This is a genomic window from Streptomyces sp. HNM0574 (assembly GCF_012726235.1).
Taxonomy (GTDB): domain Bacteria; phylum Actinomycetota; class Actinomycetes; order Streptomycetales; family Streptomycetaceae; genus Streptomyces.
Genome location: NZ_JAASAH010000023.1, coordinates 47,192 through 69,730, shown reverse-complemented (window position 1 = coordinate 69,730; position 22,539 = coordinate 47,192). Strand labels below are relative to the sequence as shown.

Genomic DNA, 22,539 nt, shown 5'->3' with positions numbered 1-22,539 from the left:
GGCCCGGGCGCGGCAGGCACGTCCGGCGGCGGCGTCCACCACGCGGCGACGATGCTGGCGGACCCGTCCGCCATGGGCCCAGCGGGCCCGTCCGCTCCCGCCCCGCCCGGCCCCCCGCCGTCCGCTCCCGGCCCGATGCCGCCCCCCGCGCCTCCGGGCGCCCCGGGCGCACCCGGCCAGTCGTACGGCTTCCCGCAGGGCGCCCCCGCCGGCCCCCCGCCGGGCGCGCCCCCGGGCCCGCCCCCCGGCCCGATGCCGCCCCAGGGCGCGCCGGGCGTACCCGGAGCACCCGGCGCCCCCGCCTATGGCTATCCCCAGCCCACCGATGTGCCGACCGTCGGCCCCGGCTACATGGCCGTGCTGCGGTACCGGGCGCCGGACGGGTCGGAGCAGCAGTTGATCCGGCGTTCCGCGCCGGGGCTGCCGCATCCGGAGTGGCAGATCCTGCACGAGCTGCGGGGCATGAACGTGCCGCCGCAGCAGGTGCTGGAGCTGCACACCGAGCTGGAGTCCTGCGAGCTGCCCGGCGGTTACTGCGCCCGGATGATCCGGGAGACGTGGCCGCAGGTGCGGGTGAGCCACACGGCGGCGTACGGCGCCGATCACGCCTCGCGGCAGCAGGGGATGCGTCATCTGATCGAGCACCAGGGCGAGTTGCACCAGGTCGCCGACGGGCCTGCGCGTCCGGCGCCGAACCCGGTGCCGCTGCCGCCGCAGCACCAGATCCAGCCGGTGCCGCCGCTGCCGCCGGACGGTCTGGGCTTCGAGCTGCAGCAGGCGTTCGGCCCGCAGGGCGTGTTCCGCTTCGACCAGCACGCGGTGTCGCGGCAGGGCGTGCCCGACGTGGTCGGGCAGACGCTGGTGTGGGCCGGTCTGCCGGTGGACGTCCACCCGTTCTTCTGGGGTCAGGCGCAGCCGGGGCGGCCGGTGCCGACGCTGGCGGAGCTGGCGCAGGAGCGCGGGGTGCAGCCCGCGGCCGACGCCGGTTCGTACCTGGTGATGGGGAACGACTTCGGGCGGCAGCTGTGCGTCCAGTACGGGACGGCGCACATCGTCGCCGTGCCGCTGGAGGCGGCGGCGGGCGGTCAGCCGACGCAGCCGCAGTTCGTGAACACCGGGCTGCCGGAGTTCGTGCGCTGCATGGCCCTGCTGGGGCGGATGTGGCCGCTGCGGTACGGGCTGACGCAGGAGCAGGCGGGGCGCTGGACGGTCGACTTCCAGCTCCAGCTGGCCGCGCTCGACCCGGCGGCGCTGTCCTCGCCGGAGAACTGGTGGTCGGTGCTGCTGGAGCAGATGTGGGACGGCCTGTTCTGAGCCGCGCGCGGTGAGCGCGGCCGGTCCGCCGTCCGGGTGCGTGGCCGGGCGGGGCCCGGGCCGCTGTGCCAGGTTCGTCGCATGGGTGAGTCGGGGAGCGGCGGCGGGCCGCTGCCGCCGGAGAGCAGCAGCACGCTCTACCGGGCGGGCGGCCGGCGCGGCAGCCGGCGCCCCCGGGGTGCCTGGCCGGGCTGGAGCGCGCGGGAGCGGGTGGTGCGGCCGCGCGGGTACGCGTGGCGCCGGGTCAAGGTGATCGCGCTGGTGCTCGCGGTGCTGGCGGTGCTGGACGTGGCGGGCACGTACCTGTGGGCGCAGGGGCGGCTGCGGCAGACGGCGGCGATGCCGGAGGACGAGGGGCGGCCCGAGCCGGGGGAGGGGACGAACTGGCTGGTGATCGGGACCGACACCAGGTCCGGGCTGACGAAGCGGGAGCGGGACGAGCTGCACGTGGGCGGCGCGGACGAGCGGAACACCGACACGATGATGCTGCTGCACCACGGCGAGGCGGGCCCGTACCTGGTGAGCCTCCCGCGGGACAGCTACGTGGACGTCCCGGGCCGGGGCCGCGCGAAGCTCAACTCGGCCTATGCGACGGGCGGTCCGCGGCTGCTGACGCGCACCGTGGAGCAGGCGACGGGACTGCGCGTGGACCACTACGCGGAGGTCGACTTCCTCGGCTTCGTGGACATCGTCGACGCGATGGGCGGCGTCGACCTGTGCCTGGACGAGCCGCTGCGGGACGAGAAGGCGGGCGCCGATCTGGACGCGGGCTGCCAGGAGCTGGACGGCAAGCAGGCGCTGGGCTTCGTCCGGGCCAGGTACACCGACGCGGCGGGCGATCTGGGCCGGGTGCGGCGGCAGCAGCAGCTGCTGGCGGCGATGGTGCGGGAGGCCACGGGCCCGGGCGCCCTCCTCAATCCGTTCGCCTTCTTTTCGCTCGCGGGTTCGGTGCTGGACGCCGTGACCGTCGACAACGGGACCGGTGTGCTGTCACTCACATGGATGGCATGGCAGGTCAGAGGGTTGACGGGCGGTGACGGGGGAACGACGACGGTTCCCGTGGCTGATGCCGGGCTCGACGTGGCAGGGATGGGGGATGTGGTGCTGTGGGACTCGGCCAGGGCCCGCGCCCTTTTTGATCAGTTGCGGAGAGATGTGCCGATTACGGCTACGAGGGTGCGGTAGCGCATCCTGGTCGGAGCGTCCGGGCGGAGTGTCGCGTTATGCGCGCTTCCTTCCGGGTGTACGGGATGTCGCGAGTGTGCCGCGGTCGCGGTGCCGCGGGTGTGGTACCGGGCCGGTTCCATCGTCGGTTTGTGAGTTGTTGAGGTAAGGGGCTCGTTATGAGTGCGTCGCCGCACGGGTTCGTCGTCGTACGGGGTCGTGGCTACCGGCCGGACCAGGTCGACGGCACGGTGTCGGACCTGGTCGCGGAGCAGGAGACGGCGTGGGGCCGGGCCTCGGAGCTGACGCTGCGGGTGCAGGAGGCGTCCGAGGAGGCGGAGCGGCTGAAGGCCGAGGCCGCCGCGCTCCCGCCGCAGGACTACGAGGCGCTCGGCGCCCGTGCCCAGCGGCTGCTGGCGCTCACCGAGGAGGAGGTCGCGGAGATCGGCGCGACCGGTGAGGCCGACGCGCAGGCCACCGCCGACCGTGCCGACGCGGACGGCCGCGCGCTGAAGGACGCGGCCCGCGAGGACGCGGCCGCGCGGCGCGCCGAGGCGGAGGCCGCGGCCGAGCGGACCCTGGACACGGCCGGCGCCGAGGCCGACGCGATCCGGACCGAGGCCCGCGACGAGACGGACGCGGCCCGGCGCAAGGCCGCCGACGCGTTGCAGGAGATGTCCCGCCGCTGCGCCGCGCTCCTCTCCGACCAGGAGAAGGAGCACGCCGCCGAATCGGACGCGCTGGACCGCGAGTTGGCGGACCGGGAGCGCCAGGTCGAGGCGCGGATCGCGGACATGGACGAGCACGGCGAGCGGCTGCTGAACGAGGCGAAGCGGAAGCACGCGGAGGCCGAGGAGGCGGCCCGGCACCGGCAGGAGGACGCCGAGGCCAGGGCCGAGGAGCTGCTCACCGCGGCGCGGATGCGCCAGGAGAGCACCGAGCGGGAGACCGAGCGGGTGCTGCGCGAGCACGAGGAGCAGCGCGAGGAGATGCGCGAGCACATGGCGCATGTCCGCAGCAGCCTGGCCACCCTCACGGGCAAGGCACCGGACGAGGGCGCCTCCCTCCCCGGCTGACGGGGCCGACCGGGCCGGCCCGGACCGCATACGAGCGCCCCGCCGCGTCGTCGAGGACGGCCGCGGCGGGGCGCTCGTGGTGTGCGGGGCGGTGTCCCGTCCGGCTCAGAGGAGGCCGTCGCCGCCGCCGGTGAGGGCGTCGAGGGCTTTGCCGCCGAGGCTGTTGCCCTTGCTGTTGCCGGTGATGCCGCCGGTGTCCGGCTTGTCGTTGCCCTTCAGTACGGACACCTCGCCCTCGGGGTTCTTGGCGCCGTCCGCGGCCTTCGTCCCGCCGGCGGTGTCGGAACCGTTGGTGCTGGTGGCGCCGCCCGAGGTCGCGGGGGAGTCGGCGGGGGCCGCGAAGGCGGTGCCGCCCGCGCCCGCGCCGAGCAGGACGGCGGAGGCGACGACGGCGGCGCGGGCGGTGGAACGGAGACGCATGGGGTGTTTCCTTACTCGTGTACGTGCTCGGGTGGTGCCCGTGCGGCCGGGACGGCCGGGCGGGGCGGGGGCCGTGCGGACCTCGCGGGGCCGGACGGCGGAGGAGACGGACGGTAGTCAGCGCACGCACGCGCCGGGCCCCGGCCACGCCCGTGTCGTCAGAACGGGGGACCCCGGGGCGCCGCCCCCGTCCCCGGCCGCCCGTCCCGCGGCCGGCGGGAATCGTGGACCAGGAACGGCTGTCGTGGCGGCGTCGTACGCTGGAGTACCCGGCCCGCGGCGCGTGCCGGGGCGCTTGCGATGCCCGCCCGCCCGGCGATCCGGGCGGCCCGCGCCGCGAGCGGACGACCAAGCCCGGGTGGCCGGGCGGCCGCGGCCGCCGCCACCCCTCACGCACACGGGACGGAACGCCCTTCATGTCTCTCACCGGCCTGCTCGACGCCGTCGCCCGGGACCCCGCGCTCGACGAGGCCGTGCAGGCCGCCGCCGAGGGCAACCGGCACCACGTGGACCTCGTCGGCCCGCCCGCGGCCCGCCCCTTCGCCGTCGCCGCGCTGGCCCGCTTCGCGCAGCGGCCGGTGCTGGCCGTGACGGCCACCGGGCGGGAGGCGGAGGACCTGGCGGCGTCGCTGCGCTCGCTGATGCCCTCCGGCGAGGAGGACACGGTGGTGGAGTTCCCCTCGTGGGAGACGCTGCCGCACGAGCGGCTCTCGCCGCGCTCCGACACCGTCGGCCGCCGCCTGGCCGTGCTGCGCCGGCTCGCCCACCCCAGCGCGGACGACCCGCAGACGGGGCCGGTCAGCGTCGTCGTGGCGCCGGTTCGGGCCGTCCTCCAGCCGCAGGTGAAGGGGCTGGGTGAGCTGAAGCCGGTCGCGCTGCGGCAGGGCCAGGAGGCCGATCTCGGCGAGGTCGTGGACGCGCTGGCCGCGGCCGCGTACGCGCGGGTCGAACTGGTGGAGAAGCGCGGCGAGTTCGCCGTCCGCGGCGGCATTCTGGACGTCTTCCCGCCGACGGAGGAGCACCCGCTCCGGGTGGAGTTCTGGGGCGACGACGTCGAGGAGATCCGGTACTTCAAGGTCGCCGACCAGCGGTCGCTGGAGGTCGCCGAGCACGGCCTGTGGGCGCCGCCCTGCCGCGAGCTGCTGATCACCGAGGACGTGAAGCGGCGCGCCGCCGCCCTCGCCGAGGAGCACCCCGAACTCCAGGAGCTGCTCGGGAAGATCGCCGAGGGGATCGCCGTCGAGGGCATGGAGTCCCTCGCGCCGGTGCTCGTGGACGAGATGGAGCTGCTGCTGGACGTGCTGCCCGCGCGCAGCATGGCCGTCGTCTGCGACCCGGAGCGGGTGCGGACCCGGGCGGCCGATCTGGTCGCCACCTCGCAGGAGTTCCTCCAGGCGTCCTGGGCGGCGACGGCCGGGGGCGGCGAGGCGCCGATCGACGTGGGTGCCGCCTCGCTGCGCGGCATCGCGGAGGTCCGCGAGCATGCGCGCGAGCTGGGCGTCATGTGGTGGTCGGTGAGCCCCTTCGCGGCCACCGACGACAGCACGGGGGACGAACTCGACGGCGACGTCCTGCGGTTGGGCATGCGCGCGCCCGAGTCGTACCGCGGGGACACCGCCCGCGCGCTCGCCGACACCAAGGGCTGGCTGGCCGACGGCTGGCGCTGCGTGTACGTCACGGAGGCGCACGGCCCGGCGGCGCGGACGGTCGAGGTGCTGGGCGGCGAGGGCGTCGCGGCGCGGCTGGCGGGGGAGCGGACGGAGCCGGTGCCCTCGGTGGTGCAGGTGGCCTGCGGCTCCCTGGACAACGGCTTCGTCGACCCGGGCCTGAAGGTCGCGGTGCTGACGGAGACGGACCTCTCGGGCCAGAAGGCGGCGGGCAAGGACGCGGCCCGGATGCCCGCGCGGCGGCGCAAGCAGATCGACCCGCTGACGCTCCAGTCCGGCGACTACATCGTCCACGAACAGCACGGCGTCGGCCGGTACATCGAGATGGTGCAGCGCACGGTGCAGGGCGCCACCCGCGAGTACCTGCTGGTGGAGTACGCGCCCGCCAAGCGCGGGCAGCCGGGGGACCGGCTGTTCGTGCCGACGGACCAGCTGGAGCAGGTCACCAAGTACGTCGGCGGCGAGGCGCCCTCGCTGCACCGGCTCGGCGGCTCGGACTGGACGAAGACGAAGGCCCGCGCCAAGAAGGCGGTCAAGGAGATCGCCGCCGACCTGATCAAGCTGTACTCGGCGCGGATGGCGGCCCCCGGGCACGCCTTCGAGCCGGACTCGCCCTGGCAGCGCGAGCTGGAGGACGCCTTCCCGTACGCGGAGACGCCCGACCAGCTGACGACGATCGGCGAGGTCAAGGGCGACATGGAGAAGTCGGTCCCGATGGACCGGCTGGTCTGCGGCGACGTCGGCTACGGCAAGACTGAAATTGCCGTGCGGGCCGCGTTCAAGGCGGTGCAGGACGGCAAGCAGGTCGCGGTGCTGGTGCCGACGACGCTGCTGGTGCAGCAGCACTTCGGCACCTTCTCCGAGCGGTACGGCCAGTTCCCCGTGACGGTGCGGGCGCTGTCCCGCTTCCAGACGGACACCGAGGCGCGCGCGGTACTGGACGGGCTCAAGGACGGCACCGTCGACGTCGTCATCGGCACCCACCGGCTGTTCTCCTCCGAGACGAAGTTCAAGGACCTCGGGCTCGTCATCGTCGACGAGGAGCAGCGGTTCGGCGTCGAGCACAAGGAGCAGCTGAAGAAGCTCCGCGCCAACGTGGACGTGCTGACGATGTCCGCGACGCCGATCCCGCGCACCCTGGAGATGGCCGTCACCGGCATCCGCGAGATGTCGACGATCACCACGCCGCCGGAGGAGCGGCACCCGGTGCTGACCTTCGTCGGCCCGTACGAGGAGAAGCAGATCGGCGCCGCGATCCGGCGTGAACTGCTGCGCGAGGGCCAGGTCTTCTACATCCACAACCGGGTGGAGTCCATCGACCGGGCGGCGGCCCGGCTGCGGCAGATCGTGCCGGAGGCGCGGATCGCGACGGCGCACGGGCAGATGTCGGAGCAGGCGCTGGAGCAGGTCGTGGTCGACTTCTGGGAGAAGAAGTTCGACGTGCTGGTCTCCACGACGATCGTGGAGAACGGCATCGACATCTCCAACGCCAACACCCTCATCCTGGAGCGCGGCGACAACTTCGGCCTGTCCCAGCTGCACCAGCTGCGCGGCCGGGTCGGCCGCGGCCGGGACCGCGGGTACGCGTACTTCCTGTACCCGCCGGAGAAGCCGCTCACCGAGACGGCGCACGAGCGGCTCGCGACGATCGCCCAGCACACCGAGATGGGCGCGGGCATGTACGTCGCGATGAAGGACCTGGAGATCCGCGGCGCGGGCAACCTGCTGGGCGGCGAGCAGTCCGGGCACATCGCGGGCGTCGGCTTCGACCTGTACGTCCGCATGGTCGGCGAGGCCGTCGCCGACTACCGCGCCTCGCTGGAGGCGGGCGGCGAGGAGGCCGAGGAGCCGCCGCTGGAGGTGAAGATCGAACTGCCGGTGGACGCGCACGTCCCGCACGACTACGCGCCCGGCGAGCGGCTGCGTCTCCAGGCGTACCGGTCGATCGCGGCGGCGAACACGGAGGCGGACATCGCCGCCGTGCGGGAGGAACTCACCGACCGGTACGGCCCGTTGCCCGAGCCCGTCGAGAACCTGCTGCTGGTGGCCGGGCTGCGGATGCTGGCCCGCTCCTGCGGCGTCACCGACATCACGCTCCAGGGCAGCAATGTCCGGTTCGGGCCGATCGAGCTGCGCGAGTCGCAGGAGCTGCGGCTCAAGCGGGTCTACCCGCGCTCGACGATCAAGGCGGCGACGCAGCAGGTGCTGGTGCCGCGGCCGAAGGCGGGCGGGATCGGCGGCAAGCCGGTCGTCGGCCGCGATCTGCTGGCCTGGGCGGGGGAGTTCCTGACGACGATCGTCTCGGGGTAGGCGTCGGTCAGCGGCGCAGGGCCGGCAAGCGCAGCACCACGACGGCGAGGGCGTGCCCCTACACGCGCGTCGCCGGCTCCGGGTGCGTCGTGGTGGTTCGCGCAGTTCCCCGCGCCCCCTTCAGGGGCTCCGGCTCCCGGGCGTACAGCCAGGGGAGCCGGGGCTGGACGACGGGGCGGGTCAGTCGTCGTACGGGGGGTGAGCCGAGGGCCGCGGCGAGCGTCACGCCGAGGGCGAGCAGGGCGAGTTGCTCGGGCCAGGGGCCGACGGAGGTGACGTCCCAGACGGCGGTGAGGGCGCGCAGCAGCAGCGGGTGCAGCAGGTAGATGTACAGGCCGCCCGCGCCGAGGTACGTCACCACGGGCAGCTGCCGCTTCGGCACGAGCCGGATGAAGCTCAGCGCGATCACCATGCCGCACACCAGCACCATCCCGCGCAGCCCCCACGCCCACTCGGGCTCCAGCGGCACGGAGTCCGCGTAGGGCGCGCGCATCGCCAGCCAGGCGGTGTCGATCCGGTACCGGAAGACCCAGCCCGCCGCGGCGGTGACGGCGAGGACGCCCACCGCGGCCCAGCGGGTCCAACGGGCGTGCAGCAGCTCGTCGGTGACGCCCGCGCTGCGCGCGTGCCCCTGCCGCAGCTGCCAGCCGAGCACGAAGAACGGCAGGAAGGCGAGGGTCCGCGAGGCGGAGAACGTCGCCCCGAAGCTGCCCATGTAGCCGACGGCGAGCGAGGCCAGCATCGACAGCGGCAGTGGCCATCGCAGCACCGCCAGGTAGGGCAGCAGCAGCCGCCAGACGAACAGCGACAGCAGGAACCACAGGCCCCAGGCGGGGTCGCCGACGAAGAACGTCCAGTCGCCGTAGAGCAGTTTGAGCTGGAGCGTGTGCAGCAGGCTGATCAGCAGGTAGGGCGCGAGCACCGATTCGGTCAGCCGCCGCAGCTCGCGTGCGCTGAGCGGACCGGCGCTGCTGAAGTACCCGGCGACGATGACGAAGACGGGCACCCGCATCGCCCAGCTGGTGACGTACACCCAGCGCAGCCCGTCGACGGTGCCGAGCGGTTCGATCAGGTGCCCGACGAGGACGAGGGTGCCGGAGACGAGCCGGACGTTGTCCCAGTGCGGATCGCGCGCGGTGCCTCCGCGAGGCTTCGGCTTTCCCTGTCTCAGCCGTGCCGTCAGGCCCCGTCTGCCGCTGTCCGCTTCCCGTCGGGAGGTGCCCTTCGGATCCGTCGGCATGTGACGCCGCCCCTCTCCCCGCCGGCCCGCCGCCGCGGGCCGCCCGTTGTGGTCGGTGCGCCCGGTCCGGCGCCGGTCGGTGCGGCGGGCCGGTGCGCTGTGGTCCGTGCTGCTGCGCTGTGGTCCTGACCGGGGAAGGTAGTGGCGGCGGCCCTGGCGGGCGTGCACGGCCGGTGAGACGCACGTGAACACTCGGCTGCGCGCGGATGGCCGCCCTCGTCTCCCCGCGTGCGAACGGGGCCTGGCGGGGCGTCAGCGGGGGGGGCACCCTCTCGGCGCAGGGGCGAGCCGCCCTTCCGGGTGGCGATCGGCCGGCCCGTCGTCCTGCCGGTCCCGGGGCGGGTACGGGAGCAGGCGGCCGGGGCTCCGGCCGTCCCCTCCCCGCGTGTTCCGCCCGACCAGTGGATGTGGTTGATGTGCGTACGGTATGGCGCCGGTTCGTCTCCTTCCTCCGTGATGTGGCCCTCGGCATCGACGCGGCGCACGCGGTGCGGCGCGGCCGTCCCGCCCCCGACCGGGTCCGGGTGACGCCCCGGCCGGCCGCCGAGCCCGCCGAGCCGCGCGCCTGACCCGACAGGCCGCCAACGGCCCGCCGGAATCGGTCACATGACGGCTGATCCCTGCTCCCGCCCCAGGTCAGACGGTCGCCGCTGCCTAGGATCGGGAGTCCTGCCGCCTTGTGGATTGGACTGCCGTGACCCGAATAGGCCCCCGCACCCGGGCCGGACGCCGCAGACGCACGCTCGTCGCCGTCACCCCGTTCCTGGCCGCCGCCCTCGCCCTCACCGGCTGCGAGGTCCCGGGGGGTGAGGGCAGCCCGGGCGGCGGTTCCGCTTCCGGGGGCGCCTCGCCGGGCGCGAGCGCGGCGTCGGGTGCCGTGAACCCGCTCGACAACCCCGACGGCACCGAGCCGGGGCTTGCCCCGCTCACCTCCGAGGCCGACCGCGCCGAGGCCCGCGCGCTGATCGACGGGCTCGGCACCCGTTCCGCGCGGGCCGGTTCGGGCGCGGACGGGTACGCGCGGGACGCCTTCGGCTACGCGTGGAAGGACACCGTCGACGGCGTCCCCCTCGGCCGCAACGGCTGCGACACCCGCAACGACATGCTCGCCCGCGACGGCCGGGACCTGCGCCACCGTTCCGGTTCGGACTGCGTCGTGGAGTCGATGACGCTGCACGACCCGTACACCGGGACCGAGATCGACTGGCGGAAGGCGAAGGCCGCCGAGGTCCAGATCGACCACGTCGTCCCGCTCTCCTACGGCTGGCGGATGGGCGCCTCGCGGTGGACCGACGAGCGGCGCCAGCAGCTCGCCAACGACCCGCTGAACCTGCTCCCTTCGGAGGGTTCGGCCAACGCGGCCAAGGGCGACTCGGGCCCGGCCGACTGGCTCCCGCCGGACCGCGGCATCCGCTGCGCGTACGTCGTCCGCTTCGCCCAGGTCGCGGAGAAGTACCGGCTCCCCGTCACCGACGCCGACCAGCGCGCCATGCGCGGCGAGTGCGCCGCCTGAGACCGGCCGCCGTCACCCCTCTCCGGCCCGCTTCTTCCGCGCGTGCCGGGCGACCCGGGCCCGGGTTCCGCACTCCGTGGAGCACCACTCGCGCCGCTGGTGCTGCTTGACGAAGAAGAGCACGCAGCCCGGGGCGCGGCAGGCGCGCAGCGCGTCCCGGTCCGGGCCGGTCAGCAGCGTGATGCCGGAGGCGGCGACCCGGGACAGCGCGGCGCCCGCCGGGTCCGGCACCGACCACACCTCGTGGGCCGTGCCGGTGGGTGCGGCGGGCAGCTGGGTCCAGCTCGCGGCGGTGCGCGCGGCGTGGTTCACCCGGCGTACGGCCTCGGGCGGCCAGTCGGAGCCGTCGAGCAGGGTGGTCAGCAACTGGCGCAGGGCGCCGCGCAGTTCCCGGAAGCGGAGCACGTCGGCGTCGGCCGGTGCGGTGCGCGCGAGGTCGCGGGTCAGGCCGGGGCCCAGGGTCTCGGCGTGTGCCCCGAGCCAGTCGACCAGCTGCTCGGGGGTGACGAGGACGTCGAGGAGCCGGCCGCGGGTGCCTCCCTTCACGAAGGTCGTGTTGACCAGGTCGAGAGCCGGCGGCTCGCCCTGCACCGGGATGTCCGCGATCGTCGGGCCACTCATGAGTTAACGCTAACCCCTCTTGTTTTCCGTTAGTAGTCATGGGAAGGTCCGAACTGGCGTCACCACGGGGGCTGTTGGGAGCCCGCCCGGCGACGCACCACGACGAACCCGTGCCCCGTCCGGCACCCCGCAGACGGAAAGGCGTCCCGTGCCCCAGCCCCCGACCGAGACCACGGTCACCTCCCCCTCCGGCAGCACGGACCCGCACCCTCCGGCACCCGTCCCCCCGGCCAACGTCCCGGAGCCGCCCACCGCTCCCGGCGGCCGGCCTGCGCGCTGGTACCGCAGCAAGGCGCCCGCGCACCCGGGGCCCGGCGCCGTGGCCTTCGCGACCGTCACCAGCCTCGCCGGACTGGCCCTGCTCGCGGGCGTGGGCGTGGCGCTCGGGCAGACGCTGCTCCTCCCGCCGCTCGCCGCGAGCATGTCCCTCGTCGCCGGCGCCGCCGCGACCCCGCTCGGCCAGCCCCGCAACGTCATCGGCGGCCAACTGGCCTCCGCGCTCACGGGGTTCCTGGTGCTGTACGTCGGCGGGCGCGGTGTGTGGAGCGCGGTCGTCGCGGGCGGGCTCGCGCTCGGGGTGATGCTCGCGCTGCGGGTCAGCCACTCGCCCGCCGTCGCGACGGCGGTCATCGTCACCGTCTCGGGCCCTCCCTTCGGCGCGTTCATGGCCCTGCTGGCGCTGGCCTGCGTGCTGCTCGTCGGCGTCGGCCTCCTCGCGAACCGGGCCGGCCGGCGGAACTACCCGCTGTACTGGTGGTGACCGCCCCCGGCGGCGGTGCGGCTTCCGGGAGTCTGCGGCCGGGGGAGGCGCGGGCGCTACCGGTGCGTGCGTGGCTCGTTGAGCGGAGATGTGTCGAATCTGTGGTCAGCGCCACGTCGACTCCCTACCATCGATCTTCGCCAGGTCGTGTGCCGTCGCACGACCCTCGCCGCCGCCGGGAGGCCACATGCACAGCCGTCGCCGCAGGTCCGCGCTCGCCGTCTCCGCCGCCCTCCTCGTGGGAGCACCCCTGCTCACCGCCTGCGGCCAGGAGGCGCACCCCGGTGCGGCGGCCGTGATGAAGGGCGACCGGATCAGCACGGGGGCGCTCCAGGGCCGCGTCGAGGCGGTGCGGACGGCACAGCGCTCGGCGCCGCAGAGCGAGCAAATGATCTCCGGCAGCGGGCAGTTGACCCGCGCCAAGCTGGACGGGATGCTCCGCGACCGGATCGTCGCCAAGGCCGCCGAGGACGCGAAGGTGTCCGTCAGCCGGGGCGAGATCCAGCGCACCCGCGCCGAACTCGCCAAGCAGGCGGGCGGCCGGGAGCAGCTGGAGGTGATGCTGCTCCAGCAGCAGGGCGTCGCGCCTGACGAGATCGACGACCGCATCCGGATGCAGCTCGCCGTCGACAAGATCGCGCGGAAGGCGGGCATCGACCCGCGCTCCCCGCAGGGCAACGCGCAGTTGAACGCCGAGCTCGCCAAGACCTCCGAGGCGATGGGCATCGACGTCAACCCGCGCTTCGGCACCTGGGACGCGAAGAAGGCCACGCTCAGCTCCACCACCGAGCCGTGGCTCCAGGACCTCAGCGCCAAGCAGGCCGACCGCGCCGCCCAGCAGCAACAGGGCGCGATCCCGCAGTGACGCCCGGCTCCGGGCGGGGGCGGCCGGGGGCCGGGCCCCGCCGCCGCCCGGCCTGCGCTACGTTCGAAGCGTGAACGCCTCCGACGCCTCCCGCACCGCCCCCGGCCACCACGGCGACCCCGGCACCGGCCGCATCGTCCTGCTCACCACCACCCACCGGGTGGCCCCCGGGCTGCTGTCCTGGCCCGCCTGGCAGGCGCTGCGCACCGCCGACCGCGTCGTCTGTGCCGACCCCGCGCACCCCCAGCTCCCGTACCTCCGCGAGGCCGGCGTCGAGGTCGAGTCCGGGGTGCGTCCCACGGCGCGCGAGCTGGTCGACCTGTGCCGCGAGGGCGGGCGCACGGCGGTCGTCGTCGCCACCGCCGAGGGGGAGCCGCGGCTGACGGACGGGCTGGCCCGGCTCGCCGGTTCCGGACGCGAGGACATGCCCGAGCTCGAACTGCTCCCCGGCAGCTACGACCTGCCCGGCGCCCGGCTGATCGACGTCGTGCAGGTCATGGACCGCATCCGCGAGGAGTGCCCGTGGAGCGGCGCCCGGGACCACCGCGGGCTGGCGAAGTACGCCGTCGAGGAGGCGTACGAGCTGGTCGAGGCCATCGAGGAGGGCGACCGGGGCGCGCTGTGCGAGGAGTTGGGCGACGTCCTGCTCCAGGTCGTCTTCCACGCGCGGATCGCGCAGGAGGACCCGGAGGCACCGTTCGCCGTCGACGACGTCGCCGCCGGGATCGTGGAGAAGCTCATCCACCGGCACCCGCACGTCTTCGGCGAGGAGGAGGCCGCCACGCCCGAGGACGTCCGGGCCCACTGGCTCCGCGCCAAGGCCGCCGAGAAGGGGCGCACGTCCGTGACCGAGGGCGTCCCGCTCGGCCAGCCCGCGCTCGCGCTCGCCGCGAAGCTCGCCGGACGCGTCCGCACGGAGGGCCTCCAGGTGCCCTTCCCGCAGCCCGCGGAACTCCCCGAGGGCGGCGCCTTCGGCTACGAACTGCTGGCCCTGGCCGCCCGGGCCGAGGCCGAGGGCACCGACCCGGAGACCGCCCTCCGCGCGGCGGCCCGCACCTACCGCGACGCGATCCGCGCGGCCGAGGGCGCTGGCGCGGACGACGACGAGGCGTGAGCACAACACCCGCCGCCCGGCCCCGAGTTACCCCCGGGTATTGACCGGGGGCCCGTCGCTCGCCAGCCTGTACGCCATGACGATCACGGCGAGTGCGGCAGGTGCGGTGCGGACGGCGGTCTCCGGGCCGGGAGTGCGGACGCTGCTGAAGGAGGCCACGGCCCGCTTCGCCCGCGCGGACGGGCACGGGCGCGGCGCCCTCGTCGCGTACGGCGCCTTCGCCGCCGTCGACCTCCTGGCCACGGCGCGTTCCCCGCGCGGCGCCCGGCGCGCGGCCAAGCCGCTGCTGATGCCCGCGCTCGCCTCGTACGCGCTGCGCCGCCGCACCCCGCGCGCCGGTGAGCCCGAGCGTGCGCCGAAGGCGCTGGTCGCCGGGCTCGCCTGCGCCACGGTCGGGGACACGGCCCTGCTGTGGGACGAGCGCGAGGCCGCGTTCCTCACCGGCATGGCCGCCTTCCTCGGCACCCAGCTCAGCTACACGGCGGGCATGGCGGGCCAGTTGGGCGGCCTGCGCGGCATCCGCGACCGCCCCGCACCGGCGCTCGGCTGCCTCGCCGCCTGGGCCGCGGCCAACGCCGCGCTCGCCCCGACGCTGCCCGCCGCGCTCCGGCTGCCGACGGCCGGGTACAGCCTGGCGCTCGCCGCGATGGGGGCCGCGGCGCTGGGCGTGGGCGGCAAGGTGGCCGTCGGCGCGGCCTCGTTCCTCGCCTCCGACCTCCTGATCGGCCTCCAGGCCGCGGGCCACGAGTTCCCCTCCCAGGAGGTGCTGATCATGGCGGGCTACATCCTCGGCCAGTACCTGATCGCCACGGGCTGGGCGGAGGCGGCGGAGGCGGCCGCCTAGGGGTGCTTCGCGGGGTGCCCCCTCTTGTACGTCGCGGGGTGCGGGTCCGTCGTGGCTCGGGTTTTCGCGCAGTTCCCCGCGCCCCTTTTCGCGGGCCCGCCCCGCTTGGGAGAACTGCGCCATAGGCGCAGCGCCCGCCACCCCCGCGCGGGGTGCTCAACTGCCGTCACCGGGCCACCCCGTACACCGTGCCCGTTCGCGCAGTTCCCCGCGCCCCCAACGCCGAGCAACCTGGCGTGAATTGGGCCCCCGAGGAACAGGCGCGGTTTGCGCTCCGCGTGCCCCGTGCAGGATGCATATACATAGGTGGCCGATACACATGACCTTTGGTGCAGCCTGTGCAACTGAGCGTGACAACGGGGGAGTTGAGACGAACCGTCGGCCACGCACCAGAGGTCGGAGCCGGAGGACGACATGTGCGGAATCACCGGGTGGATCTCCTACGGGAGGGACCTCGCCTCCGAACGCGACACCGTCGACGCCATGACCGCGACGATGTCCTGCCGGGGACCCGACGACACCGGCACCTGGATATCCGGGCCCGCGGCACTGGGACACCGCAGGCTCGCCATCATCGACCTGCCCGGCGGCAGGCAGCCGATGAGCGTCGACACCCCCGAGGGCCGGGTCGTCCTGGTGTACTCGGGCGAGACGTACAACTACACCGAGCTGCGCCGCGAACTCGCGGGCCGCGGGCACGAGTTCCGCACCGACTCCGACACCGAGGTCGTGCTGCGGGCCTACCTGGAGTGGGGTGCGGCGTTCGCCGAGCGGCTCAACGGCATGTACGCCTTCGCCGTCTGGGACGGCCGGACGCGGCAGCTCGTCATGGTCCGCGACCGGATGGGCATCAAGCCCTTCTACTTCGCCGAGACCGCGGACGGGGTCCTCTTCGGCTCCGAACCGAAGGCGATCCTCGCCAACCCGCTGGCCCGCCGCGAGGTCACCCTCGACGGCCTGCGTGAACTGTTCGCCTTCGTCAAGACACCGGGCCACGCCGTCTGGGAGGGCATGCGGGAGGTCGAGCCGGGCACGGTCGTCACCGTCGGCGCCGACGGCGTCCGCACCCACGTCTACTGGCGGCTGGAGACCCGCCCGCACCCGGACGGCCGGGACGAAACCGTCGCGCACGTACGGGAGTTGATGGACGACATCGTCGCCCGCCAGCTCGTCTCCGACGTGCCCCGCTGCACCCTGCTCTCCGGCGGCCTCGACTCCTCCGCGATGACCGCGCTCGCCGCCCGCCGGCTCGCCGGGAGCGGCGAGACCGTACGCAGCTTCGCCGTCGACTTCGTCGGCCGGACCGAGAACTTCGTGCCCGACGAGCTGCGCGGCACCCCCGACACCCCGTTCGTGTACGACGTCGCCCGCGTCAGCGGGACCGAGCACCAGGACATCGTCCTCGGCTCCGCCGAACTCGCCGACCCCGAGGTCCGCTCCCGCGTCATCAGGGCCCGCGACATCCCGGCCGGCTTCGGCGACATGGACGCCTCCCTCTACCTGCTCTTCCAGGCCATCCGGCAGCACTCGACCGTCGCGCTCTCCGGCGAGTCCGCCGACGAGGTCTTCGGCGGCTACAAGCAGTTCTTCGAACCGGAGGCGCTGCGGGCCACCACCTTCCCCTGGCTCACCGGCGCCTCCGGCGCGACCTTCGGCGAGGACGACGGCATCCTCACCGGCTCCCTCGCCCGCGCCCTCGACATCCCCGGCTACGTCGCGGACAGCTACGCCACGGCCGTCGCGGCGGTCCAACGCCTCGACGGGGAGAGCGACTTCGAGTACCGGATGCGCCGCATCTGCCACCTCCACCTCACCCGCTTCGTCCGCGTCCTCCTCGACCGGAAGGACCGCGCGAGCATGGCCGTCGGCCTGGAGGTACGCGTCCCGTTCTGCGACCACCGGCTCGTCAGTTACGTCTACAACGCGCCCTGGTCGCTGAAGTCCTTCGACGGACGCGAGAAGACCCTGCTGCGCGAGGCCACCGCCGACGTCCTGCCGCGCTCCGTCTACGACCGGGTGAAGAGCCCGTACCCCTCCACCCAGGACCCGGGATACCACCAGGCGCTCCAGGAGAGCCTGAAGGACCTGCTGTCCCGCCCCTCGCACCAGGTCTTCGACCTCGTCAGCCGCACCTGGCTGGAGCGGGCCGTGAAGGTCGACACCCCGCAGATCACCCAGTCCGCCCGCCGCGGCCTGGAGCGCACCCTCGACCTCGCCCTCTGGATCGACATGTACGCGCCCACCCTTACACTCTCTTGACCTGATCAGGACGAGCCCATGGGGGAGCGATGGGGGCCCGCGAGGACGACGGTGCGGCACTCGAACTGGTCCTGTCCCTGCACCGGTTGCTGCGGTCCCTGCGCAGGGCGGGGGCCACGGGAGGGCTGCAGCCGACGCAGCTGATCGTCCTCTCGCTGCTGACCGAGGGCGGGCCCAGCCGCGTCGGCGTCCTCGCCGAGCGGGTCCCGTGCTCCCAGCCGACGGCCACCGCCGTCGTCGCCGAACTGGAGTCGGCCGGCCTCGTGCGGCGTGAGCCCGACCCGACGGACGGCCGCGCCACCCGCGTCGCCGTCACCGAGGCAGGCGGCCGGACGCTGAGCGGCGTCGCGCACGGGGAGGCCGAGGCGCTCACCCGGCGCCTCGGCCTCCTCGCGCCCGAGGACGCGGCGCACGTCCTCGCCACGGCCCCGCTGCTCCGGCGCCTCGCGGACCCGGCCGTCCCGGGCGCCGGGGGCTGACGGGCCGCGCCCCGCCGCGCTCCGTTAGCGTCGGAGGGTGCACGACGCGACCTCCCCCGACCCGGCCTCACCGCCCGTCCCCGCACCGGCCCCCGGCTGCCCGTACGCGGAAGGGGACGGCGCGCCCCCGATGCCGACGCTGTTCGACTGGGAGTTCGCGGCCGACCCGTACCCCGCGTACGCCTGGCTGCGCGCGCACGCGCCGGTGCGCCGGACGCGGCTGCCCAGCGGGGTCGAGGCGTGGCTGGTGACCCGGTACGCGGACGCCCGCCAGGCCCTCGCCGACCAGCGGCTGAGCAAGAACCCGGGGTACCACGGCGAGCGTTCGGCGCACGGCAAGGGCAAGGTCGGCATCCCGGGCGAGCGCAGCGCCAACCTCATGACGCACCTGCTCAACATCGACCCGCCGGACCACACCCGGCTGCGGCGGCTGGTGGCCAAGGCGTTCACCCCGCGCCGCGTCGCCGCCTTCGCACCGCGCGTCCAGGAGCTGACGGACCGGCTCATCGACGACATCCTCGCCCGCCAGGAGGGGGACGGTCCCGGCGAGGCGGACCTGATCCACGAGTTCGCGTTCCCGCTGCCCATCTACGCCATCTGCGACCTGCTCGGCGTCCCGGCCGAGGACCAGGACGACTTCCGCGACTGGGCCGCGATGATGCTGCGGCACGGGAACGCCCCGCGCGGCGGCGTCGGCCGGGCCGTGAAGAAGATGCGCAACTATCTGGCGCAGCTCATCCACCGCAAGCGCGCCGAACTCGCCGAGCAGCCGGCCGGCGCCGACGAGGACCTGATCTCCGGCCTGATCCGCGCCAGCGACCACGGCGAGCACCTGACGGAGAACGAGGCGGCCGCGATGGCCTTCATCCTCCTCTTCGCCGGTTTCGAGACCACCGTCAACCTGATCGGCAACGGCACCTACGCGCTGCTCCGCCACCCCGAGCAGCGGGCCCGGCTGCAACAGGCCGCCGGCCAAGGGACGGACGGGGACGAGGAGTTCCTCGCCCGCGCCGTCGAGGAGCTGCTGCGCTACGACGGGCCGGTGGAGCTGGCCACCTGGCGCTTCGCGACGCAGCCGCTGACGCTCGGCGGGCAGCGGATCGAGGAGGGCGAGCCCGTCCTCGTCGTCCTGGCGGCCGCCGACCGCGACCCGGAGAAGTTCGCCGGCCCGGACGTGCTGGACCTCACCCGCGCCGACAACCAGCACCTCGGCTACGGGCACGGCATCCACTACTGCCTCGGGGCGCCGCTCGCCCGCCTGGAGGGACAGACCGCGATCGCGACCCTGCTGCGCCGGCTGCCGGACGTCCGGCTGGCCGCCGAACCGGAGGATCTGCGCTGGCGGGGCGGCCTCATCATGCGGGGTCTACGGACACTGCCCGTCGCGTTCAACCCCCCGGAGCACCCCGGAAAGTGACGCGGCGTCACCGGTGTGACCGTGGCGTGATGTACGCGACACGGACTTGTGACTCCCGGGATTCGACGCTACGTTCGGGCGCCACTCGCTGTTGCGGTTCCGCTGTCCTACGAGAGGTCACCCATGCGTTCCGGTAACGGTCGCCACCGACGACCCCGCCAGGCCCCCACCGTGCTCGTCACGGCGGGCGTCACCGGCGCGGGTCTCGCCCTGCCGCTGCTCGGCGCCTCGGGCGCCTCCGCGGCCGACGCCGCCACCTGGGACAAGGTGGCCGAGTGCGAGAGCGGCGGCCTGTGGAGCGCCAACGAGGGCAACGGTTACTACGGCGGGCTCCAGCTGACCCAGCAGACCTGGGAGCAGTACGGCGGCACCGACTTCGCCGACCGCCCCGACCTGGCCAGCCGCGGCCAGCAGATCACCGTCGCCGAGAAGATCCTCGACGCGGAGGGCCCCGAGGCGTGGCCCAGCTGCTCGGCGGGCGCCGGCCTCGACGCGGGTGACCAGGAGGACCCCGGCGTCGACCCGGGCAGCATCCTCGACCCGCCCCTCGACCTCCCGTCCCCCGGCGAGGACACCCCGACCCCCGGCGGTGACGGCACGACGGACGACGCCACCCCGGTCCCGGGCGACTCGACGCCGCCCACCGGCGACCCGTCCAACCCGCCCACGGACGACGCCACTTCACCCGGCGAGGACACCTCCGGCGAGCCCACGGAGGCGCCCACGGACGACACCTCCGCCGACCCGACGGCCCCCGGCGCGGAGGACCCGTCCCAGAACCCGTCGGGCGACGCGTCCGACGCTCCGTCCGACGGCTCCCCCGAGGGCGACGGCGGCGACACGGCTCCCGGCGGCCACCCCGGCCAGGGCGGCGACGCGGAGCAGGACCAGGAGCCCTCCCAGCCCGGCACCGGCAAGCACCGCGGCGAGCCGGCCGAGGACGGCGGGCACCCCTCCGGCGAGGACGGCGGCGACCGCGACGGGCACCCCTCGCGCGGCGGCAAGCACGCGCGCCCCGGCACGGGCGTCGAGGTGCGGCCGGGGGACTCGCTCTCCCGGATCGCCGCCGAGCACGACGTCGAGGGCGGCTGGGCGGGGCTCTACGAGCGCAACGAGCGGACCGTCGGCGCCGACCCCGACCTGATCCTCCCGGGCCAGCACCTCACCCTCTGACCCGGCGGGAAGCACCCGGCCCCGAGGCATTTTCTTCCCGGGCGAAACAAAAACATTCCCCGCCGGCCGCACCCCGGCGTCCCTCCGCCCCGCCACCGCTGAACAGCGGTTTCCCGCGGTACGCCGGTTCCGGCGCGCGCCCGCGCCGCGCTCCGGCACCGGGCGGGACAGGAGTGGCCCGCCGGAATCGTCATCCGGGCCGGTTAGGCTCTGGGCAGCAAGCCAGACCCAGATGAAGGAGATCCTCGTGCCGTCCATCGACGTCGTCGTAGCCCGCGAGATCCTCGACTCGCGAGGCAACCCCACGGTCGAGGTCGAGGTCGGCCTCGACGACGGCAGCACCGGTCGTGCTGCCGTTCCGTCCGGCGCCTCGACCGGTGCCTTCGAGGCCCTTGAGCTCCGTGACGGTGACTCGGCCCGCTACCTCGGCAAGGGTGTCGAGAAGGCCGTCCTCGCCGTCATCGAGCAGATCGGCCCGGAGCTCGTCGGTTACGACGCCACCGAGCAGCGCCTGATCGACCAGGCGATGTTCGACCTGGACGCCACGGCCGACAAGTCCTCGCTCGGCGCCAACGCCATCCTCGGCGTCTCCCTCGCCGTCGCGCACGCCGCCTCCGAGGCCAGCGACCTGCCGCTGTTCCGCTACCTCGGCGGCCCGAACGCGCACATGCTGCCCGTGCCGATGATGAACATCCTCAACGGCGGCTCCCACGCGGACTCGAACGTCGACATCCAGGAGTTCATGATCGCTCCGGTCGGCGCGGAGTCCTTCTCCGAGGCCGTCCGCTGGGGCGCCGAGACGTACCACGCGCTCAAGGCCGTCCTGAAGCAGCGCGGCCTGGCCACCGGCCTGGGCGACGAGGGCGGCTTCGCGCCGAACCTCGGCTCCAACCGCGAGGCGCTGGACCTGATCCTCGAGGCGATCCAGAAGGCCGGTTACACCCCCGGCCAGGACATCGCCCTCGCCCTGGACGTCGCGGCCTCCGAGTTCTACAAGGACGGCCAGTACGAGTTCGAGGGCAAGCAGCGCTCGGCCGCCGAGATGACCGAGTACTACGAGCAGCTCGTCGCCGACTACCCGCTGGTCTCCATCGAGGACCCGCTGTACGAGGACGACTGGGACGGCTGGAAGATCATCACCGGCAAGCTCGGCGACAAGGTGCAGCTCGTCGGCGACGACCTGTTCGTCACCAACCCCGAGCGCCTCTCCCGCGGCATCGAGGAGGGCGCGGCCAACTCGCTGCTGGTCAAGGTCAACCAGATCGGTTCGCTGACCGAGACCCTGGACGCCGTCGAGCTGGCCCAGCGCAACGGCTTCAAGTGCATGATGTCCCACCGCTCCGGCGAGACCGAGGACGTCACCATCGCCGACCTGGCCGTCGCCACCAACTGCGGCCAGATCAAGACCGGTGCCCCGGCCCGCTCCGAGCGCGTCGCCAAGTACAACCAGCTGCTGCGCATCGAGGAGATCCTCGACGACGCCGCCGTCTACGCGGGCCGCAGCGCCTTCCCGCGGTTCAAGGGCTGACCCCCACCGCAGGACCAGCAGGCCCTCACTGACGCCGGGCCGTGGCGGAGCCCCGGTGGCGAAGCCCCGGCGAGGCTGAAGTGCGCGAGTCCCCGTCGCCGTTCCCGTACGGTGGCGGGGACTCGCTTCCGTCCGACCGTGGGCGGAGGCGGTCCGTCCCCGGACGGACGAGGACAGCCATGACCGGCGCAGCCGTGCCGGATGGACAGGGGAGAGGAACGTGCCCGCGGACCGGTTCTCCACCGCGACAAGGCTCAGGGCTCTCGGTACGCAGGCCGCGGAGCGCGTCTACCGTGCGCAGACCCGCCGCGTACGCGCCCCCCGCAGCAGGCTGACGGGCCGCGCCGCGCTGCTCGCGCTCGTCGTGTGCTCCCTCGTCGTGGCCCTGGCCTATCCGATGCGGCAGTACGTCTCGCAGCGTTCCGACATCGCCGATCAGCGCCGTCAGGCCGAGCAGGCCCGCGAGCAGGTCAGGAAGCTGCGCGAGGAGAAGGCGCGCTGGCGCGACCCGGCCTACGTCGAGCAACAGGCCCGCCGCCACCTGCACTTCGTCCGTCCGGGCGAGCTCGGGTACATCGTCCGGGACGGCACGGCCGACCCGACCAGACCGGCCGACCGGCGCCCCGCCGACCGCCCCTGGTACCAGAACCTCTGGGACGGGGTCGACCGCGCCGACCAGGGCGACTGATCCCCTGCCGCGTCCCGCCCCCGCCCTGCCCCGTACTGTCTCCGAGCCCGTCCCTGTCCCGTACGCAGAAAGTCAGCGAAAGCACCC

At 74.3% G+C, this 22,539-nt stretch carries 19 protein-coding genes; 16 read left to right on the top strand and 3 right to left on the bottom strand.

Annotated elements, in window-relative coordinates; translation table 11 throughout:
* The 3 genes from HCC30_RS27060 to HCC30_RS27050 all read left to right on the top strand — a co-directional run.
* A partial coding sequence (locus tag HCC30_RS27060) for an SUKH-4 family immunity protein (protein ID WP_206324381.1) occupies positions 1-1,314 on the top strand: 1,314 nt, incomplete at its 5' end.
* An 81-nt stretch (positions 1,315-1,395) separates the two neighbouring features.
* The gene (locus HCC30_RS27055; RefSeq protein WP_169445539.1) at positions 1,396-2,499 is read left to right on the top strand and encodes an LCP family protein; all 1,104 of its coding nucleotides are present in this window, start codon (positions 1,396-1,398) and stop codon (positions 2,497-2,499) included.
* A gap of 158 nt (positions 2,500-2,657) precedes the next feature.
* Positions 2,658-3,554, top strand: a complete 897-nt coding sequence (locus tag HCC30_RS27050; RefSeq protein ID WP_169445538.1) for a cellulose-binding protein — start codon at positions 2,658-2,660, stop codon at positions 3,552-3,554.
* A gap of 105 nt (positions 3,555-3,659) precedes the next feature.
* Here HCC30_RS27050 and HCC30_RS27045 read toward each other — a convergent pair whose 3' ends face one another.
* Complete coding sequence (locus HCC30_RS27045) at positions 3,660-3,974, bottom strand: hypothetical protein (protein ID WP_169445537.1); 315 nt, start codon at positions 3,972-3,974, stop codon at positions 3,660-3,662.
* A gap of 416 nt (positions 3,975-4,390) precedes the next feature.
* Between HCC30_RS27045 and mfd the strand changes: the two genes are divergently transcribed.
* The gene (gene mfd, locus HCC30_RS27040; protein ID WP_169445536.1) at positions 4,391-7,951 is read left to right on the top strand and encodes a transcription-repair coupling factor; all 3,561 of its coding nucleotides are present in this window, start codon (positions 4,391-4,393) and stop codon (positions 7,949-7,951) included.
* Positions 7,952-8,009: 58 nt separating this feature from the next.
* On the opposite strand, the gene HCC30_RS27035 is transcribed toward mfd, so the two are convergent.
* Positions 8,010-9,191 (bottom strand): acyltransferase family protein, encoded by a 1,182-nt coding sequence (locus tag HCC30_RS27035; RefSeq protein WP_169445535.1) that lies wholly within the window; start codon positions 9,189-9,191, stop codon positions 8,010-8,012.
* A 416-nt stretch (positions 9,192-9,607) separates the two neighbouring features.
* On the opposite strand from HCC30_RS27035, the gene HCC30_RS27030 reads away from it, so the two are divergent.
* Complete coding sequence (locus tag HCC30_RS27030; RefSeq protein WP_169445534.1) at positions 9,608-9,760, top strand: hypothetical protein; 153 nt, start codon at positions 9,608-9,610, stop codon at positions 9,758-9,760.
* A 194-nt stretch (positions 9,761-9,954) separates the two neighbouring features.
* Positions 9,955-10,704: an HNH endonuclease family protein gene (locus tag HCC30_RS27025; RefSeq protein ID WP_206324387.1), complete on the top strand. Its 750-nt coding sequence runs from the start codon at positions 9,955-9,957 to the stop codon at positions 10,702-10,704.
* 12 nt (positions 10,705-10,716) lie between these two features.
* Here HCC30_RS27025 and HCC30_RS27020 read toward each other — a convergent pair whose 3' ends face one another.
* Complete coding sequence (locus HCC30_RS27020; protein ID WP_169445532.1) at positions 10,717-11,325, bottom strand: CGNR zinc finger domain-containing protein; 609 nt, start codon at positions 11,323-11,325, stop codon at positions 10,717-10,719.
* Positions 11,326-11,473: 148 nt separating this feature from the next.
* Between HCC30_RS27020 and HCC30_RS27015 the strand changes: the two genes are divergently transcribed.
* The 10 genes from HCC30_RS27015 (at position 11,474) to HCC30_RS26970 (ending at position 22,452) form a co-directional block, all read left to right on the top strand.
* Positions 11,474-12,085 carry an HPP family protein gene (locus HCC30_RS27015; RefSeq protein ID WP_346776832.1) on the top strand — a complete coding sequence of 204 codons (612 nt, stop codon included), beginning with the start codon at positions 11,474-11,476 and terminating at the stop codon, positions 12,083-12,085.
* 187 nt (positions 12,086-12,272) lie between these two features.
* A complete protein-coding gene (locus HCC30_RS27010) occupies positions 12,273-12,950 on the top strand; it encodes a SurA N-terminal domain-containing protein (protein WP_169445531.1) in 678 nt (225 codons plus the stop codon).
* Positions 12,951-13,020: 70 nt separating this feature from the next.
* On the top strand, positions 13,021-14,064 hold the full coding sequence (locus HCC30_RS27005; protein ID WP_169445530.1) for a nucleoside triphosphate pyrophosphohydrolase: 1,044 nt from the start codon (positions 13,021-13,023) through the stop codon (positions 14,062-14,064).
* A 76-nt stretch (positions 14,065-14,140) separates the two neighbouring features.
* A complete protein-coding gene (locus tag HCC30_RS27000) occupies positions 14,141-14,908 on the top strand; it encodes a lysoplasmalogenase (RefSeq protein WP_169445529.1) in 768 nt (255 codons plus the stop codon).
* A 414-nt stretch (positions 14,909-15,322) separates the two neighbouring features.
* On the top strand, positions 15,323-17,167 hold the full coding sequence (gene asnB / locus HCC30_RS26995; protein WP_169445528.1) for an asparagine synthase (glutamine-hydrolyzing): 1,845 nt from the start codon (positions 15,323-15,325) through the stop codon (positions 17,165-17,167).
* Between the two features lie 29 nt (positions 17,168-17,196).
* On the top strand, positions 17,197-17,646 hold the full coding sequence (locus tag HCC30_RS26990; protein ID WP_169445527.1) for a MarR family transcriptional regulator: 450 nt from the start codon (positions 17,197-17,199) through the stop codon (positions 17,644-17,646).
* Positions 17,647-17,776: 130 nt separating this feature from the next.
* The gene (locus HCC30_RS26985) at positions 17,777-19,063 is read left to right on the top strand and encodes a cytochrome P450 (RefSeq protein ID WP_169445542.1); all 1,287 of its coding nucleotides are present in this window, start codon (positions 17,777-17,779) and stop codon (positions 19,061-19,063) included.
* A 171-nt stretch (positions 19,064-19,234) separates the two neighbouring features.
* Positions 19,235-20,236 carry a transglycosylase family protein gene (locus HCC30_RS29100; protein WP_346776831.1) on the top strand — a complete coding sequence of 334 codons (1,002 nt, stop codon included), beginning with the start codon at positions 19,235-19,237 and terminating at the stop codon, positions 20,234-20,236.
* 247 nt (positions 20,237-20,483) lie between these two features.
* The gene (eno, locus tag HCC30_RS26975; RefSeq protein WP_169445525.1) at positions 20,484-21,764 is read left to right on the top strand and encodes a phosphopyruvate hydratase; all 1,281 of its coding nucleotides are present in this window, start codon (positions 20,484-20,486) and stop codon (positions 21,762-21,764) included.
* Between the two features lie 220 nt (positions 21,765-21,984).
* Positions 21,985-22,452 (top strand): septum formation initiator family protein, encoded by a 468-nt coding sequence (locus HCC30_RS26970; protein WP_169445524.1) that lies wholly within the window; start codon positions 21,985-21,987, stop codon positions 22,450-22,452.
* The last annotated feature ends 87 nt before the right edge of the window (positions 22,453-22,539 follow it).

Bases quoted from the DNA above. Each gene is read 5' to 3' on its own strand.
- HCC30_RS27055 (WP_169445539.1), top strand. From the start codon at position 1,396: ATGGGTGAGTCGGGGAGCGGCGGCGGGCCGCTGCCGCCGGAGAGCAGC.
- HCC30_RS27050 (WP_169445538.1), top strand. From the start codon at position 2,658: ATGAGTGCGTCGCCGCACGGGTTCGTCGTCGTACGGGGTCGTGGCTAC.
- HCC30_RS27045 (WP_169445537.1), bottom strand. From the start codon at position 3,974: ATGCGTCTCCGTTCCACCGCCCGCGCCGCCGTCGTCGCCTCCGCCGTC.
- mfd (WP_169445536.1), top strand. From the start codon at position 4,391: ATGTCTCTCACCGGCCTGCTCGACGCCGTCGCCCGGGACCCCGCGCTC.
- HCC30_RS27035 (WP_169445535.1), bottom strand. From the start codon at position 9,191: ATGCCGACGGATCCGAAGGGCACCTCCCGACGGGAAGCGGACAGCGGC.
- HCC30_RS27020 (WP_169445532.1), bottom strand. From the start codon at position 11,325: ATGAGTGGCCCGACGATCGCGGACATCCCGGTGCAGGGCGAGCCGCCG.
- HCC30_RS27010 (WP_169445531.1), top strand. From the start codon at position 12,273: ATGCACAGCCGTCGCCGCAGGTCCGCGCTCGCCGTCTCCGCCGCCCTC.
- HCC30_RS27000 (WP_169445529.1), top strand. From the start codon at position 14,141: ATGACGATCACGGCGAGTGCGGCAGGTGCGGTGCGGACGGCGGTCTCC.
- asnB (WP_169445528.1), top strand. From the start codon at position 15,323: ATGTGCGGAATCACCGGGTGGATCTCCTACGGGAGGGACCTCGCCTCC.
- HCC30_RS26990 (WP_169445527.1), top strand. From the start codon at position 17,197: ATGGGGGCCCGCGAGGACGACGGTGCGGCACTCGAACTGGTCCTGTCC.
- HCC30_RS26985 (WP_169445542.1), top strand. From the start codon at position 17,777: ATGCCGACGCTGTTCGACTGGGAGTTCGCGGCCGACCCGTACCCCGCG.